10 protein-coding genes are annotated in these 15780 nt (G+C 67.7%); 5 read left to right on the plus strand and 5 right to left on the minus strand.

Going from position 1 to position 15780, the window contains the following annotated elements:
• Nucleotides 1-117: 117 nt before the first annotated feature.
• Together ACTOWJ_RS10875 and ACTOWJ_RS10880 are read right to left on the minus strand one after the other, a co-directional pair.
• The gene (locus ACTOWJ_RS10875) at nt 118-1128 is read right to left on the minus strand and encodes a hypothetical protein (RefSeq protein ID WP_441334623.1); all 1011 of its coding nucleotides are present in this window, start codon (nt 1126-1128) and stop codon (nt 118-120) included.
• 675 nt (nt 1129-1803) lie between these two features.
• Entirely contained in the window at nt 1804-2472 is a 669-nt protein-coding gene (locus tag ACTOWJ_RS10880; RefSeq protein WP_441334624.1) for a DsbA family oxidoreductase, read from the minus strand.
• Between the two features lie 338 nt (nt 2473-2810).
• Between ACTOWJ_RS10880 and ACTOWJ_RS10885 the strand changes: the two genes are divergently transcribed.
• The 5 genes from ACTOWJ_RS10885 to ACTOWJ_RS10905 all read left to right on the plus strand — a co-directional run bounded on the left by ACTOWJ_RS10885 (nt 2811) and on the right by ACTOWJ_RS10905 (nt 12944).
• Complete coding sequence (locus ACTOWJ_RS10885; protein WP_441334625.1) at nt 2811-6716, plus strand: M48 family metallopeptidase; 3906 nt, start codon at nt 2811-2813, stop codon at nt 6714-6716.
• A 263-nt stretch (nt 6717-6979) separates the two neighbouring features.
• Nucleotides 6980-8260: an MFS transporter gene (locus tag ACTOWJ_RS10890; RefSeq protein WP_441334626.1), complete on the plus strand. Its 1281-nt coding sequence runs from the start codon at nt 6980-6982 to the stop codon at nt 8258-8260.
• A 522-nt stretch (nt 8261-8782) separates the two neighbouring features.
• Nucleotides 8783-10396, plus strand: coding sequence for an N-acetylmuramoyl-L-alanine amidase (locus tag ACTOWJ_RS10895; RefSeq protein ID WP_441334627.1), 1614 nt, complete (start codon nt 8783-8785; stop codon nt 10394-10396).
• A 188-nt stretch (nt 10397-10584) separates the two neighbouring features.
• Entirely contained in the window at nt 10585-11916 is a 1332-nt protein-coding gene (locus ACTOWJ_RS10900; RefSeq protein ID WP_441334628.1) for a condensation domain-containing protein, read from the plus strand.
• Entirely contained in the window at nt 11913-12944 is a 1032-nt protein-coding gene (locus ACTOWJ_RS10905; RefSeq protein ID WP_441334629.1) for a glycosyltransferase, read from the plus strand. Before ACTOWJ_RS10900 ends, ACTOWJ_RS10905 begins: the two co-directional genes overlap by 4 nt.
• Nucleotides 12945-13326: 382 nt before the next feature.
• Here ACTOWJ_RS10905 and ACTOWJ_RS10910 read toward each other — a convergent pair whose 3' ends face one another.
• The 3 genes from ACTOWJ_RS10910 to ACTOWJ_RS10920 all read right to left on the minus strand — a co-directional run bounded on the left by ACTOWJ_RS10910 (nt 13327) and on the right by ACTOWJ_RS10920 (nt 15685).
• Complete coding sequence (locus ACTOWJ_RS10910; RefSeq protein ID WP_441334630.1) at nt 13327-13878, minus strand: DUF6630 family protein; 552 nt, start codon at nt 13876-13878, stop codon at nt 13327-13329.
• 192 nt (nt 13879-14070) lie between these two features.
• A complete protein-coding gene (locus ACTOWJ_RS10915; protein ID WP_336091230.1) occupies nt 14071-14280 on the minus strand; it encodes a cold-shock protein in 210 nt (69 codons plus the stop codon).
• Nucleotides 14281-14758: 478 nt separating this feature from the next.
• Nucleotides 14759-15685: a HEAT repeat domain-containing protein gene (locus ACTOWJ_RS10920; RefSeq protein ID WP_441334631.1), complete on the minus strand. Its 927-nt coding sequence runs from the start codon at nt 15683-15685 to the stop codon at nt 14759-14761.
• Nucleotides 15686-15780: the final 95 nt, after the last annotated feature.

Here is a 15780-nt window from a genome sequence, read left to right on the forward strand (position 1 = left end):
GGCGACACTAACGCGTGTCAGCGGGCTCAACAAGACGGCCAAAGTCCAGCCGTAGAGCACGCCGAGGGCCCATTCCTCGGCGTATTGCCCCGGGACGGTGCCGTTGGGAGGTGGAGATCAGCGATACGGGTTGTACGTATACGCCCCACTAACCGCCTCAGGCACCCGGAAGTAATTCGTCACCAGCCCGACCGGATCGGTCGCCAGCATCCCCCGCCCGGGACCATCGTTGCTGTCATCCCAACCCCAAGGCGCATTCGCCGAGTTGGTGTTGCATCCAATCGCTCCACTGCCGCAACCGCCGCTGTTGTCGCCGGCGAAGCTGCCCCAGCCGGCGAACAGCCAGCTGTTGTTGCGCTGGTCCCACATGCCGCCGGTTTCGAAGATGTCTACGAGTTTGTATTTGACGTCGCGGTCGTCGGGGTTCGACGGGACTTCGGCGGTGGTGAGCGAGGGGTAATAGATCACGCCGTCGCCGTTGATGTTGTAGGCGGGCCAGGCTTTGAGGCCGTGGCCTTTGGCTTCCTGGGCGGTGACCGGGTGCGGGGCGCCGTCGTGGGTCAGGAACGACAGCGAGCCGTCGATGTTCTCCGCGTTCGCGGTCCAGTTGCTGCCAGCGGGGACGTAGGAGAAGAAGTCGGTGTGGGCGACGGTCACGGCGGCCTTGAGGGTGCCGTAGGTGGAGCCGTCGCGTGCGATCGCGAACAGCACGCCTTCGGCGTCGTTCTCGTGTTCGGTGTCGAAGAACGAGTCGGTCCAGTCGCGCGGGTGGAAGAACAGGTAGGTGATGAACCAGTGGGTACTGGTCTCAACCACCGAGTAGTAGCCGTGCGCGGCGAGCGGATACGCGGATTGGCCGGCGCGGTCCCAGTTGTTGCGCGCGTCGAGATCGCCGTCGAAGTCGTAGCGGGCGATGTAGTCGGCGGCGCCGCCGAGGGCGTGGCTGCCGGTCTGGTCGACGTCCTGGTAATGCACCGGCGCCCAGCGCAGGGCGAGCGCGGCGCGGTCGGCGGCCGATTGCGCGGACAGGCCGGCGGCGGTGGCGGTGGAGGCGAAAACGCCGGCCGCGAGGCAGCCGGTGGCGAGACTGACGCGCAGCGCGCGGGCGATAGCGTTGGGGCGGATCATCGGACACCTCATGCGGACGAAAGTCCGAAGCATGGGAGCCGTTCGATGGCAGCGATGTTGCAAGGATGGAGCGGTAAAGGCGCAGTCGCGCACAGATTGACGAATTGGGGAGAGCGAAGTGGTCGGATCGCACAAACCGCCGGACCGACGGGACGCGATGGCGTTCGGCGAAAATGGTGGGCCGGGCGGCGGCGCGAGGCGTGGCGGCGGGAACGGCGCGGCGCAGCATTCCGTTGCACCCATCGCCTCACAGCGCAGTGCGCGAAGAAGCGCTTGCGCCGGATGCCGAAAAAGAAAGCTGGCAGGCGAATCGCCGGGCTGGCAAAGAGGGTCGCGATCGGCTTGGGTCGCGGCGCGCATGCTACGGATCGGGCTTGGCTAGAACAAGGGCCGCAGCGCGTCAGGTGCGAAGGGACTCAGGGCGAACCATCGAGCGTCGCAGGCCGAAATGCAGAAGGTGGCATGGCGAGGTGAGGTCACGACCAACCCCTGTAGGAGCGGCGCGAGCCGCGACCGCGAAACCGCGCTTGCGTCGTTGTCGCGAGGTCGCGGTCGCGGCTCGCGCCGCTCCTACAGTCGGACCTCGCGACAATTCCGATTACGCGGTGGAACGCATCCGCACGCGCCGCGACCCGAGCATCGGCAGGCCGCAACGCCACGCAATCGAATCATCGATCAAGCCACGCCAGCGATCTGCCGCAACGCCGCTTCGAACTGCTCGACTGGCTGCCCTCCCTGGATCAGATGACGGTCGTTGATGATGACCGAGGGGACCGCGCGGATGCCCTGGCCTTGGTAGAACCGTTCCTGCGCGCGCACCGCGTCGGCGTATTCGTCCGAGGCCAGCAGCGCCTTCGCCCGCCCGCCGTCCAGCCCCGCCTCAACCGCGACCGCGGCCAGCGCTTCGCGCGAGGAGATGTCGCGGCCGTCGGTGAAGTAGGCCTTCAGCAAGGCGTGCTTGAGCGCGCGCTCCTGCTCCGGCCCTTGCACGCCCGCCCAATGCAACAGGCGGTGCGCGTCGAAGGTGTTGTAGATGCGGTCGCGCGTGTTGAACTGGAAACCGACCGCGGCGCCGCGCTGGCGCAGGGCTTCGCGGTTCTGCGCCAGTTGCTGCGCGCCCAGGCCGTATTTGTGCGCCAGATGCTCGTCGATGTTCTCGCCTTCCGGCGCCATCTGCGGATTGAGTTCGAACGGCTGGAAATGCAGCTCGATCTCGACCTCGTCGCCGATCCGGGCGATCGCCTGCTCCAGCGCGTTCAGGCCGACCGCGCACCAGGGGCAGACCACGTCGGAGACGAAATCGATCTTGACCCGCGGGGTCGGGTTGGGAATGGACGAACTCATGGCGAAACTCCGCGCGGGGCGCATCGAATAGGTCCAACGACGATGCGGCCGGCGCCGGCCGTCATCAAGCCGGCGACGGGCGCACCGGCGGATCGGTGCGTTCCACCGTCCCGGCGGGCGCGGGACGGCCGGCGGCACCGGGTGGGCCCTGCCAATGAGCCGACACAAACTGATGACTGGGTCACATGGATGTGCGCAGAATAGGCGGGCGTCCGGCCAGGGCGCCTGCCGACGCGCTGCGCCCGGCGGGCCGGCGCATCTACCGCTGCGGCCCGCGCGCCGCGCCAACGCTCAATGGGGACAACATGGACTCGATATATCCGGCCGGACCTGCGTCCGTGCCCGCGCAACTGACTGCGCCCAGCACCGCTTACCGTCGTCACGCCTGGCTGGCCATGACCGGCCTGCTCGCCTTCGTCGCGATCTATTTCGCCTTGCTGGTCTGGTTCGGCCGGACCGCCTGGCGGTTGTTCGCCAGCCTGGTCGACAGCAACGGCGACAATCTGATCGGCAACGGCATCACCGGTGCCTGCGCCGCCTTCTTGTTCTTGTTCATGGCCAAGGCCCTGGTGTTCAAGCGCCACGGCGCGGCCGACCAGGACATGGAACTCAAGCCGGCCGACCAGCCCGAGTTGTTCGCCTTCCTGCATCGGCTGGCCGACGAAGCCGGCGCGCCGCGGCCGCATCGGGTGTTCCTGTCGCCGCGAGTCAACGCCGGGGTGTTCTACGACCTGTCGCTGCTCAATCTGGTTCTGCCGTCGAAGAAGAACCTGGAAATCGGCCTGGCCCTGGTCAACGTGCTCAACCTGGGCGAACTCAAGGCGGTGTTGGCGCACGAGTTCGGCCATTTCGCCCAACGCACCATGGCGGTCGGGCGCTGGGTCTATATCGCCCAGCAGGTGGCCGCGCACATCATCGCCAAGCGCGACGCGTTCGACGACTTCCTGCGCGCGCTGTCGCGTTTCGACCTGCGCGTGGCCTGGGTCGGCTGGCTGCTGTCGCTGGTGGTGTGGTCGATCCGCTCGGTGGTGGAGATGGTGTTCCGGGTGGTGGTGCTGGCCCAGCGCGCGCTGTCGCGCGAAATGGAATATCAGGCCGACCTGGTGGCCGCGTCGCTGACCGGCAGCGATGCGCTGGTGCACGCCCTGCATCGCCTGGGCGCCGCCGATGACGCCTGGGATCGCGCGCTGAACTTCGCCAATCGCGAGTACGCCAATCAGCGCCCGGTCGCCGACCTGTTCGTGGTGCAGACCCGCATCATCGAGCACCTGCGCCGGGTCTTCGCCGACGCCGAATACGGCGAGCCGCCGCAATTGCCGGGCAGCGACCGCGACCGCCATCGCGTGTTCAAGAGCGAGCTGGCGCAACCGCCGCAGATGTGGTCCACCCATCCGGCCAACGGCGATCGCGAACACAACATCAAGCGCAGCTACATCGCCTGCGATATCGATCCCCGCCCGGCGATGAGCCTGTTGCGCGACGCGCAGGCGCTGAAGGAACGCATGTCGCGCGAAATGATCGACGCGCCCGAAGCCTTGCCGGCGGTGCCGGTCGAGGAATCGTTGCGCCACCTGGAGCGCGACTACGCCGATCTGGCCCTGGACCGTCGCTTCCGCGGCACCTACCTGGGCCGTTCGATCGTGCGCGACTACGACCGCTGCGACGAACTGTATTACGCCATGCCCGCCGGCATCGACCTGGGCGAACACCTGAGCGGCCTGTACCCGGCCGCGCATGGCGACGCGCTCGAACGCCTGCGCGAGCTGGAAGCCGAGCACGCCACGCTGGACGCCATGCGCGAAGGCCATCTGCGCGCGCCCGGCGGCGTGGTGCGCTGGCGTGGCGGCGAACTGCCGGCCAAGGAACTGCCCAAGGTGATCGCTCAGCTCGACGAGGAGCTCGCGCCGCTGCGCAAGGACGTGCGCGAGCACGACCGCCGCTGCCGCAGCGTGCACCTGGCCGCGGCGCGCGCGCTCGGCGGTCCGTGGGAAGCGTTGTTGCGCGGACAGTTGGCGGTGCTGCATTACGCCGATCACAGCCATGCCGACGTGCAGGACATCAACGGACTGTTGGTCAACACCTACGAGGTGGTCACCGCCGACCGCCGGGTGTCTTCCAGCGAGCTCAATCGCCTGGTGGCGGCGGCCAATCAATTGCAGCGCACGCTGCACGCGCTGCACGATCACGCGGGGCAAGTGCGCCTGGATCGGCGCATCGCCGAACGCCTGGACATCAGCGATTGGACCGAAGCGATGGGCGAATTCCGCCTGCCGCTGGCCGATCGCGACAACATCCAGCAGTGGCTGGGCGTGATCGACAACTGGGTGCGCGGCACGCTCGGGCCGCTGGCGGCGTTGCGCAAGGCCGCCCTTGGGGCGCTGCTCTCGACCGAGGATGAAGTCGCCGCGCTCGTGCATGCGCGCGCCACCGCCGGCGCGGATGCGATCGCCGCGTTCGCGCCCGATGACGCACAGGCCGCGATCGCCGCGAACGACGGCGACGGCGAAACCGCAACCGACGACGCGACGTCCAACGATGCGCGATTCGCGGCGATCACGCCCGACTCCCCGGCGACCGCGCCGCAAGAGTACGCCCTGCTCAAGCCCGGCTGCGCACGCAAGCGCCAGACCAAGCTCGGCTGGTGGGACCGCTTCCAGACCGCCGACGGCCTGATGCCGTCGTTGTCGCGCGTGGCCGTGGCCGGCGGCATCGTCGGCACCGTGCTGTTCGTCGGCACGTCGATCGGCGTGGCCAAGATCACCGTGGTCAACGGCTTGGCCCAGGCGATGCGGGTGGACATCGACGGCCTCCTCGTCGAGTTGCCGCCGCTGCAGCACCGCACCCTGGACCTGTCCGGCAGCGGCCGCCATCACGTGATCGCACGCACCGCCGACGGCGCGACGGTGGAGGAGTTCGACAGCGACGGCTCCAATCACGCTTCGCACTTCGTCTACAACATCGCCTCGGCGACGCCGCTGGTGGAGTGGACCGCGGTCTACGGAAGTCTCGGCGAGGTTCCCGAACGCAAACTCGGCACGCCGCGCTGGAGCAGCTCGTCGGCCGACTACGTGTTCGAACAACCGCCGAAGCAGATCAACACCAAGGGCGAAGGCGGCACCCGCCAGGTGCTGCAGGGATTCGCCGAATTCGAACCGTCCGATCAACTGGAACTGGCCGCCAGCGAGCAAGAGAAAAACTCGCTGATCGCCGCGCACGCGCGCTGGGACACGGCCGATTCGCGCCACATCGGCCAATGGCTGGCATTGGCTTCGCAGACGCCGGAGTTCGCCCGGCTGATCGGCGAACGCCTGCGCCGGACGCCGGCCGAAGTGGTGACTCTGCGCGCCGAGCAGGACGCGGCCAAGGGCAAGCCGGCGTATGCGCAAGTGTGTAAGCGCCATCGCGCGCTGTCCGAACGCACGCCCGACTCGGCCGACTTGCGCTACGTCGCCGTGCGTTGCACGCCCGAGGACGAGGCCCAGGACCGTGCCTTCGCCGACGGCCACGCGCGTTGGCCCGAGCACGGTTGGTTCGCATTGGCGACCGGCTACGGCGCCAGCGAGCGCGCGCAGTGGACGCAAGCGCTGCCGCTGCTGCGGCAGGCGGCGAAGATGCCGCAGGCCGCCGATTGGCTGGGGCCGGAACTGGCGCGCGCGCAGCGCGCGATCGAAGGCGAATCGGCGCAGATGACCGCGCCGGATTCGGAATCGCTCAAGCGTTTGCTGGCGATCGAACAAAACACGGTGCCGCGCGAGTCGCCGTACTGGGCCTATGCCGCGCTCAAGAGCGGCCGCCTCGCCGATGCGCTGGCGACCAAGCAGACCTCCGCTGAAATGGAAGCGCGGCTGCTGGGCCTGGTCGCCGCGTCCGACGGCGCGCCGGCCGAGACGGTGGCGCGCGCGCTGGCGCAGACCGTGCGGGTGGAGAACGATCCGGCCGCGGCCTGGGCGTTGGCGGCGTTGGCCGCGCGCGAGAAGAACGCGGCGGCGACGCGCCTGCGCGAGCAAGCCATGGGCGCCGATCCGGAGGACGCGCCCAAGATCGCCGCGTTCTTCGACGCGGTGCGCCGCGATGGCGCAGCCTCCTCGGAAGCCACCGAGCGTGCGTTGGGCAAACTCGCGCCGCGCTCGCGCGGCATCGCTTACGCCACCGCGGTGGTGCTGTTGGGCCGCGACTGCCCGCGCGCCTGGCGCGATGGCGCCAAGCGCCTGTTGTTCGCGATCGAGCGGCCCTACTTCGCCTGAACGGCGTGAACCGTAACGGCGTGAACCGTCCCCGTCACGGCGCTTTTCCGGCGCCGTGGCGGCGACTTTGCCGCAACTGACCGTTGCCGCGCCGGTGCTGGCGCGGCCGTCTCGCAGTGGCCACACTGTCGGTCACCTTGTTCGCCCGCCGCCGCCGCGCGGCGCGCGGCACCGCCGATGCCTTTCGCGTCCGCGCTGTCCGCGCCCGCGTGCGCCCGTTCGCGGCCTCTCCCCCGTTTTCGCAGTCCGCCACCCCGACCTTCATGAGCGCCACCACCGCATCGGTTCCACACGCACGCTCGCTTTGGCAGGGCCGCGCCTGGGTGCTCATCGGCATCGTGCTGTCGGCGTTCACGCTGCGCACTGCGGTGACCTCGCTGACCCCGCTGCTGGATGCGCTGGGCCGCGAGTTCGGATTCGGTTCGACCATGACCGGCGTGTTCGGCATGGTGCCGACCGCTGCGTTCGCTTTGTTCGGCGTGGCCACGCCGGCGATCGCCCATCGCATCGGCCTGGAACGCGCGGCGCTGCTGGCGATGGCCGTCGCCGCATTGGGCTTGTTCGCGCGCGGTTTCGTGGGCGACACCGGGCAGTTGCTCGCGGCCAACGCGGTCGCGCTGGCCGGCATGGGCATCGGCAATGTGGTATTGCCGCCGCTGGTGAAGCGCTATTTCGCCGATCGCGTCGGCGCGGTCAGCACCGCTTACATCACCGTGCTGCAGTTGGGCACGATTCTGCCGGCGCTGGCCGCGGTGCCGCTGGCGCAGGCTTCGGGCTGGCGCGTGTCGCTGGCATCGTGGGCGTTGGTCGCGGTGGCTGCGGCCTTGCCGTGGCTGGCGGTGTTGTGGATGGAAGCGCGCGGCCGTTCGGCGCAGGCGCGCGAGTTGGCGCGAACGCACGATCGCGCGGTCGCCGACGGCGACGAAGCGCCGGAACTGTCGGCGCCGGCCGCGCCCAGCGCGCGCGGCAAGGTGTGGCGATCGCCGGTGGCCTGGGGCATGGCGCTGATGTTCGGCATGACCTCGCTGATCACCTATTCGATGTTCACCTGGTTGCCCAAGCTGCTGGTGGAAGCCGGCGGCAGCGCCGCGCTCGGCGGCAGCATGGTCGCGCTGTTCTCCACCCTGGGTATGATCAGCGCACTGTGCATGCCGATGCTCGCGGTGCGCATCGCCAATCCGTTTCCGATCGTGCTGGCCTGCGTGCTGGCCTACCTGGGCGGTTTCGCCGGGCTGCTGCTGGCGCCTATGCACGGCACCTTCGTGTGGGTCGGACTGATCGGCCTGGGCCCGAGCACGTTTCCGCTGGCGTTGACGCTGATCAATCTGCGCACGCGCACGCCGGCCGGTTCGGCGGCGTTGTCGGGCTTCATGCAAGGACTGGGTTACACCATCAGCTGCCTGGGACCGCTGGCGTTCGGTTGGCTGCATGAGCTCAGCCACGGCTGGGTGTGGCCGTTCGCGATGCTCGGCGCGTGTCTGCTGGTGTTGGTCGTGGGCGGGCGGTTGGCGTGCAAGCCGCGGTTTCTTGAGGACAGTTGGTAGCTGGCGACGGGAGCTGAGGCTGCGGTGCTTCTGACGCGATGACGTGGGGACTTGCCTGGTTGTTTGCTGGTGTCGCCGCCGGTGTAGTGGCGCGGTCGCGGCTTGCGCCGCTCCTACAAGGGCGCTGATGGTTTTATCTGCTACCTGGGGGTGACCCTAGGTATGAAGAAGGGCGGCCTGGGCCGCCCTTCTTTTTTGCATCGGCGTATCGCGATGCTGCGCATCGCCATCGCCCCCCGCATTCCCTTGCCGCGGCTCCCCAGCCCCGTATTTGTTGCAATCGTTCGAGAAACCACGTTGCCGGCGCAGCTTACGCGTTCATCGGCATGAATCGCACACCGGTGACGACGGTCAAAGCTCCGATGTGGAAACGCGGGCACAGATCGCCGTGTCATCTCGCCGCGGTTTTCGGTAACGGATCACGTAACGCGACACTTCGCTCACGACAATGAACCTACGGGATCCATGCTTGCCTCGAAACCACGCGGCTTCATCGAAGCCGTGCCCGAAGGAGAACGCTCGATGCATCCGCACACTCTCGCCACCGCCGTGGGCTGCTCGCTGTTGCTGAGCTCGGCCCTGGCCGGCGCCGCCGACCGCCCCAGCCTCGATACCCTGCGTCTGGATCTGGACAAGACCCACGCCATGGTGCTCGCCCAAGCCCAGCGCGCCGCCTACCCCGAATACTTCCGCCGCGCCTACGCGCGCTATCCCAACCTGCCGGCCGGCGCGCTGGAAGCCATCGCTTACGCCGAAACCAACTGGGTGCACGTGCGTCCGGATCCCGCGCAGAACCCGCAGGACCTGCACATGCCGCGGTCCTACGGCGTCATGGGCCTGTACCACGGCGGCGGCTTCGCCGACCAGGTCGGCGACGGCGCGCGCCTGACCGGGCGCAGCGCGCAACAAGTCATCGACGATCCGGAAAGCAACATCCTCGCCGCGGCCGCGCTGCTCGACCGCGCGCTCGCCGCCGGCCAGTCCGACAAGCGCAGCCGCGCGCTCGCTCAACCCGAGGATCTGGCGCCGGTGCTCGCCCGGTATGCCGGCTACGGCGCCAGCAACGGCGGCATCGCCGATTACGCGCGGCAGAACTTCGCCTACGGCGTGCTGCAGACCTTGCAGCAAGGCGTCGATGCGCAAGGCATCCAGATCAAGCCGCAGCCGCTCAAGCTCGAACGCGCCTTCGACGCCAAGCAATTGCAGAAGCTGCGCGCTCCGGCGCTGCTGATGAACGCCGACGACGACAGCGTGCGCCTCAACCCGGCGCTCATCACCGAGATCACCGTACCGAAAGCCGCCCCCGCCACCGATGTCGGCCTCAAGGCGGTGGATTTCGGCGAAGCGATCTGGAATCCCGCCAGCTCCAGCAACTACAGCACCGCGTCCAATGCGATGAGCGCGGTCATCATGCACACGATGGAAGGCTCCTACGCCGGCTCGATCTCGTGGTTCCAGAACCCGAGCGCGCAGGTCTCGGCGCACTATCTGATCCGCAAGTCCGACGGCCAGATCACCCAGATGGTGCGCGAGTACCATCAGGCCTGGCACGCCAAGAACCATAACTACTACACCATCGGCATCGAGCACGACGGCCGCGCCGCCGACGCGGGCAACTGGTCGTCGGCGATGGTCAACGCGTCCGCGCGCCTGACCAAGAGCATCTGCGCGCGTCGCGGCGTCAACTGCGCCAGCGCCTGGAGCGGCCCGGGCTACGACACTTGGCATCTGGTGCCCGACAACGTTCGGGTCAAGGGCCACGGCATGCTCTCGGGCAATCAGAACCGCTACGACCCCGGCAAGTATTTCCCGTGGTCGAACTTCTACGGCCTGATCAACGGCGGCGGCAATCCCAATCCGCCCGGCAAGTACTGGGTCGACACCTTCTCCAACGCCACCGGTTACAAGTGGCCGTCGACGCTGACGCCGGTCGGCACGCTCTACCAGGGCACCAACTACGTCTACTGCAAGGCCTGGGGCGAGGAAGTGCGTTCGGGCAGCAGCTACAACCACTACTGGCTCAAGACCGATCTCGACGTCGGCCCGGCCGGCGCCTGGGTCTCGGCCTACTACCTCAGCCGTTGGGGCAACGATGAAGCGCGCGACAACAACGGCGCGGTGATTCCCGACTGCTGATAAGCACCAGCCCCCTCTCCCGCTTGCGGGGTGAGGGGCCGCGCTTGCGAGCCACCGGCTCGCGCGGCGCCGAACGCCCGAACGCTATGCGTTCGGGCCGGGGCGGAGTCGGGGCGAGGGCTACAAGGCCACGCTCGACCCCGTTCCACTGCGCAAGACGATTCCTATCCCCCACTACCGAGTCACCGATGAAGCGAAAGATGATGTTGTGCGAGCGAATCATGTATGTCGATCGCGATTCCACCTTCACCATCGTCCAGGCCGCGCGCGTGCGCGGGCACATCGATCCGGCGCAACTGCGTCATGCCCTGGACAAGGTCCAGCTCAAGCATCCGATGCTGCGTTGCTCGATCGAGGACGGCGATCCGCCGAGCGTGGTGCTGGAGAACGATCCGGCGCCGATTCCGCTGCGCCTGGCCGAACGCCGCGACGACGAGGAATGGCAGCGCCAATCCGACATCGAGCGCGAGACCCGGTTCGACAGCGCGCGAGCGCCGTTGATGCGCATGGTCTGGGTGCACGGCCGCGACGATAACGGCGAGCCGGTCGGCGAACTGCTGGTGGTCTGCCATCACGTGATCTGCGACGGCATGTCGATGATGACCTTGCTGCGCGAAACCCTGGCGCTGTGCGATCAACCTCAGCTCGATATCGGCCGCCATACCAACATCAACGCGCTGGAGGACATTCTGCCGGCGCAGGTCCTGGCCGATCGGCGCATCCGCCGCAGCGCGGCGTGGAAGGCGCTGGCGTTCCGCCTGTTCTTCGCCCTGCGCCGCAGGCGCAAGCCGGTGCCGCAAGGCGAGTTCTATGTGCTGCACTGGAAACTCTCGCGCGAGGCGACCAGCGCGTTGGCCGCGCGCGCGCGCGCCGAGGGCGTGACCATGTTCGCCGCGATGGCGGTGGCGTTCTCGCTGGCGTTCCGCACGGTCAAGGGCGCCAGCGCGAAAGGCAAGGTGTTCGCGCCGGTGGATATCCGCAAGTTCCTGCCGCTGATCGGCGCCGATCAACTGTTTTCGGCTTCGCCCGGATCGATCGTCGCGCTGGACACCAAACTGGCGCCCGACCAGGTCGACGACGCGGCGTTCTGGGAACAGGCCCGTCAGTTCAAGACCCGTCTGAATCAGCGCGTGGAGCGCATGTCGCGCAGCGTGTACGAGTACTTCATCGGCCTGGAGATGATGCAATCGGTGTTCGCCCAGTTCGTCGCCGAACGCCGCTCGGACCTGGATCAGTTCGACACCACCTTGTCCAACATCGGTCGCATCGACATCCCGCAGGACTATCGCGAGTTCCGCGTGGAAACCGTGTTCAGTCCGACCGCGCGCCTGCCCTGGCGCAGCACCACCGCGGTGCTGATGTCGGGTTATGACGGCGAACTCGACTTCGCCCTGACCTGCGATACCGGATCGATGTCGCGCGCGCAGACCGAGCGCGTGCGCGATCTGGCCACCGCTTTGCTGCGCGAACGCGCGCATGCGCCGGCGACGCAAGCTCCGTCGCTGCGGGAGGCGGCATGAGCGAGTTGCGGACCGACCCGGGCGGCGCGGAAGCGGCAACGGCGCAGGGCCTCGACGTGGAGCGCGCCGTCGGCGCGCCGCAGGCCGAGCCAAACACCACGCCAATCGACCTGGATGCGTTCGGTGTCGTCGCCGTGCTGTGGAATCCCGAGGCTTCGCATCTGGTCCACCTGGAACAGACCCGCGCGGCCTGCCGGCACATGGTCGCGGTCGACAACTCGCCGCAGGCCGACACGCAGTTGCATGAGCGTCTGCGTGCGGCGGGCATCGAGGTGGTGCACAACGCCAACCGCGGCGGCATCTCCGGCGCTTACAACCGCGGCGCGCAGGTGCTGTTCGGGCGCGGCTGCCAGGTGATGTTCCTGCTCGATCAGGACTCGCGGCTCGGCGCCGATTTCTTCGACGGCATGATGCGCGCCTGCGCGCGCACCGGCGGCGATGCCTTCATCGTCGGGCCGAAGGTGTTCGAGGTGAATCTGAATCGCTATCTGCCGGTGTTCTCACCGGAATTGCGCATGCCCAAGCCCGAGCGTATCGACGAGCGCAGCGAAGGCCTGGTGCCGACCTTGTTCGTGATCTCCTCGGGCTCGGCGGTGTCGGCCGCGGCGTTTCGCAAGCTCGGCGAGTTCCGCGAGGACTATTTCATCGAGTACGTGGACATCGAGTACGGCCTGCGCGCCACCCGCGAAGGCGTGCCGGTGTTCGTCAACGCCGGCGTGGAGATCCGTCAGCAGGTCGGCCAATACGTCAAGCGCGGCATCTTCTCCACCAGCAACCATGTGGCCTGGCGCCGCTACTACGCCTCGCGCAACGCAGTGCACGCGCTGCGCTCGAACGCCTCGCGCTGGTCGATCCACTGGCTGATCGAATTGCTGACCCTGCACCAGGTGGCCTGCGTGCTGGTGTGCGAACAGCACAAGTTTCGCAAGGTGGTCGCAATCGCGGTCGGTTACTTCGATGGCTTGTTCGGCAAGTTGGGGACGTTCGAGCAGCGGCATCCGAAGGTCGCGGCGTTCTGCCGGCATTGAGAGTTGTTGCGCCGTTGCGACGGCGCTGCGATCGGTGCGGAAAGCGTCGGGCCTGAAGGCCTCCCACAAAAGACTTCGCGGCACTCGACGCTGGTGGCGTTCTGTCGGCATTGAGAGTTGCTGAGTCGTTGCGGTAATTCCGCGATCGGAGCGGAAAGCGTCGGGCCTGAAAGGCCCTCCCACAAAAGACTTCGCGGTATTCGAAGCCGGGGGCGTTCTGCCGGCATTGAGAGTTGCTGAGCCGTTGCACCGGCCCTGCGATCGGTGCGGAAGGCCTGATAGGACCCAGCACCGGATCGCGAGACCACGAAGTCTTTTGTGGGAGGGCCTTCAGGCCCGACGCTTTCGGTTCGGCAACGACGGGGCCGGCAACCCGCGCCGCTCAGAACGCGTCGCTGCCCGGCCGGATGTCGATGCCGAGCGCGGCCGCGACCGCCTGCATGTTCTCGTCGTCGCGACGTAGCGCGATCCAGCCCGCGTACGCGTCGCCGCCGGTATCGCGGTTCCACACCGTGTAACCGTGTTCGCGCAGGCGGTCGTGGGCGATCGACATCAGCTCGGGCACGTCGGTGCGATCGAGGAACTCGTCGTCGGTCGGATCTTCCACGCCCCAGTCCACGCGCAGGTTCCAGCGCGAGGCCAGTTGCGCGATCGAGTCGATGAAGGACTCGGTGTCCTTCCAGTCGACGTGGTAGCCCGAGGTCCAGTCGATCACGTCCTGCACGATGTCGACCGCCTCGGTGCCGTCTTCGCCGGCTTCCTCGCGCGCCTCGCGGAAGCGCGCGAACTGCTGCAGCGCGGTGTCTTCGTCGCCCGGATTGATCAGCAGCAGCAACTGCCAGATCAGGGTTTCCTCGTCGAGCTCCTCATCCTCGTCGCCGGAGAAGTCGAAGCCTTCGTCTTCGTAATCGGATTCGTTGTCGGGTGCGCTCATGGCGGTCGATCGCGGATTGGGCGGCTCATGGTGATCGAAAAAGCGCGGGCCGGGAATGAGGCGATCGGGGCAATCGCGCGCTCCGGACGGGCGGCAGCGTTCCCGCTCGACCGGGCAAACGAAAAAGCCCGGCTTGCGCCGGGCTTTTCGAGCGACTCGCGGCTTGCGCCGCAGGTCAGCGGGTACGGGCGATTAGACCGCCTGAACCTGGTCGGCCTGCAGGCCCTTCTGGCCCTGCGTCACCACGAAGGTGACCTTCTGGCCTTCCTGCAGGCTCTTGAAGCCCTGGCCCTGGATCGCGCGGAAATGCACGAACACGTCATCGCCGCCTTCGCGGGAGATGAAGCCAAAGCCCTTAGCATCGTTGAACCACTTGACGGTTCCGGTTTCACGATCTGCCATGTTGCTAACTCCTTGAAACGTAGTATTGGAATGCCACTTGCGCGGCGGTGGGGCTGGTTGCAAGGAGGAAGCGTGGAACGATGGAGTGGATCTGTTGGATCGATGATCTACGGCATCGGGTCACGACCTACGGTGACCCTTGACTAACTCAGCTCGCACACCGTAGTGGCGTCCGGGACGAAAATCAATTGGCTTGAACGTTTGATGTTCAGCGGATTTGCCAAATCGGGCTCGAATTCACCTATTGGCGGAGCGCGTAAAACCCGGGGGCGGGACCGCGGGCGGGCCGTCGATGAACCATACCCAGCTGATTTACATAGACTTTATCGCCGCGTAAAGGCGAATTCACGCGATTCACCCCGGTCCCGGCCGCGTCGCCCTGAACCGGGGGGGCCGAAGCCGCGGAACCTCACTTCGACGGTGCCTGCGAACCCTCCTCAGGGGTCATGGAGGCACCGGATGCGCCGAACCCGGCGCCTCAGCCGCCCTCCCCGCTGTCGGCGTCGGCCCGGGTCTGGGCCCGGCGCCAGATCGCGTACTCGGCGCGATTGAGGCGGAAGTCTTGCAGGGCGAAGGCGGCCGCGCCGCGGTCGGCCGCGCTGCTGGCCGGGTCGTCGGCGATGTCGAGCAAGGCCTCCTTGAGCCGGTCGCTGCGCGCATGCGAGCTCTGCACCCCGGCGATGGCCTTGCCGCGCACCTGCGGCGAGGCGTCGAGCAAGGCGCGATGCAACAGCTCTTCGGCCTGAGCGCCGTCGTCCCATTGCGCCAGTTGCAGCACCGCTTCGCTGCGCACGGCAGGATCGGGGTGGCGGGTGAGTTGGCCCAGTTCGGCCAGCACCGGCGCGGCGTCCTCGGCCGGCATCGTGGTCGGCGTGAGCATGCCGACCAGTTCGGCGGTGCGCTGCGGATCGCCGCCCGACTGCAGCTTGGCCAGCACCGCCTCGCGCACCTCGGCGCGGTCCATCGAATAGGCGCGCAACAGTTCCAGCCCGTCGCGTTCGTCCTGGGCGCGAGTGCTGGCGGTCAGCGACAAGGCGAACCGCAGCACCTCCTCGCCTGAAACCGCGTTGAGCAACGACAGCAGTTCACCGCGCGCGACCGCGTCGGTTTCGTCGCGGTAGCGCTGCAGCAACGTGCGCAGGAACGCGGGATCGCGGCTGGCGCGCTGACGCAGCGATTCGAAGCTGACCGGAGCGCCGCCGTCGAGCGACAAATAATCCGGGTAGGGCGAATGCCCGTTCGGCGCGCGCGACCGCGGCGGAGCGATCGCCACGCCTTGATTGGGCAGGTTGCGCTCGGCCTCTTCGAGCGCGGCGCGGTAGCGATGGGTTTCGTACGCGCTTCCGGCGAAGGCGCCGACGGCTGCGCTGATCAGAGCGACCAGGAGGGTGCGCGGTACGGTCATCGGTGGTTGTCGGCGCCAGGTCTTGAAGAAGGACTCAGCATAGCGCCCCCGTCCGCCGCGCATGGACGGATGCAGCTCTCATTCCCCTCTCCCGC

The sequence above is a fragment of the Lysobacter sp. CA199 genome (assembly GCF_052078715.1).
GTDB lineage: Bacteria > Pseudomonadota > Gammaproteobacteria > Xanthomonadales > Xanthomonadaceae > Lysobacter.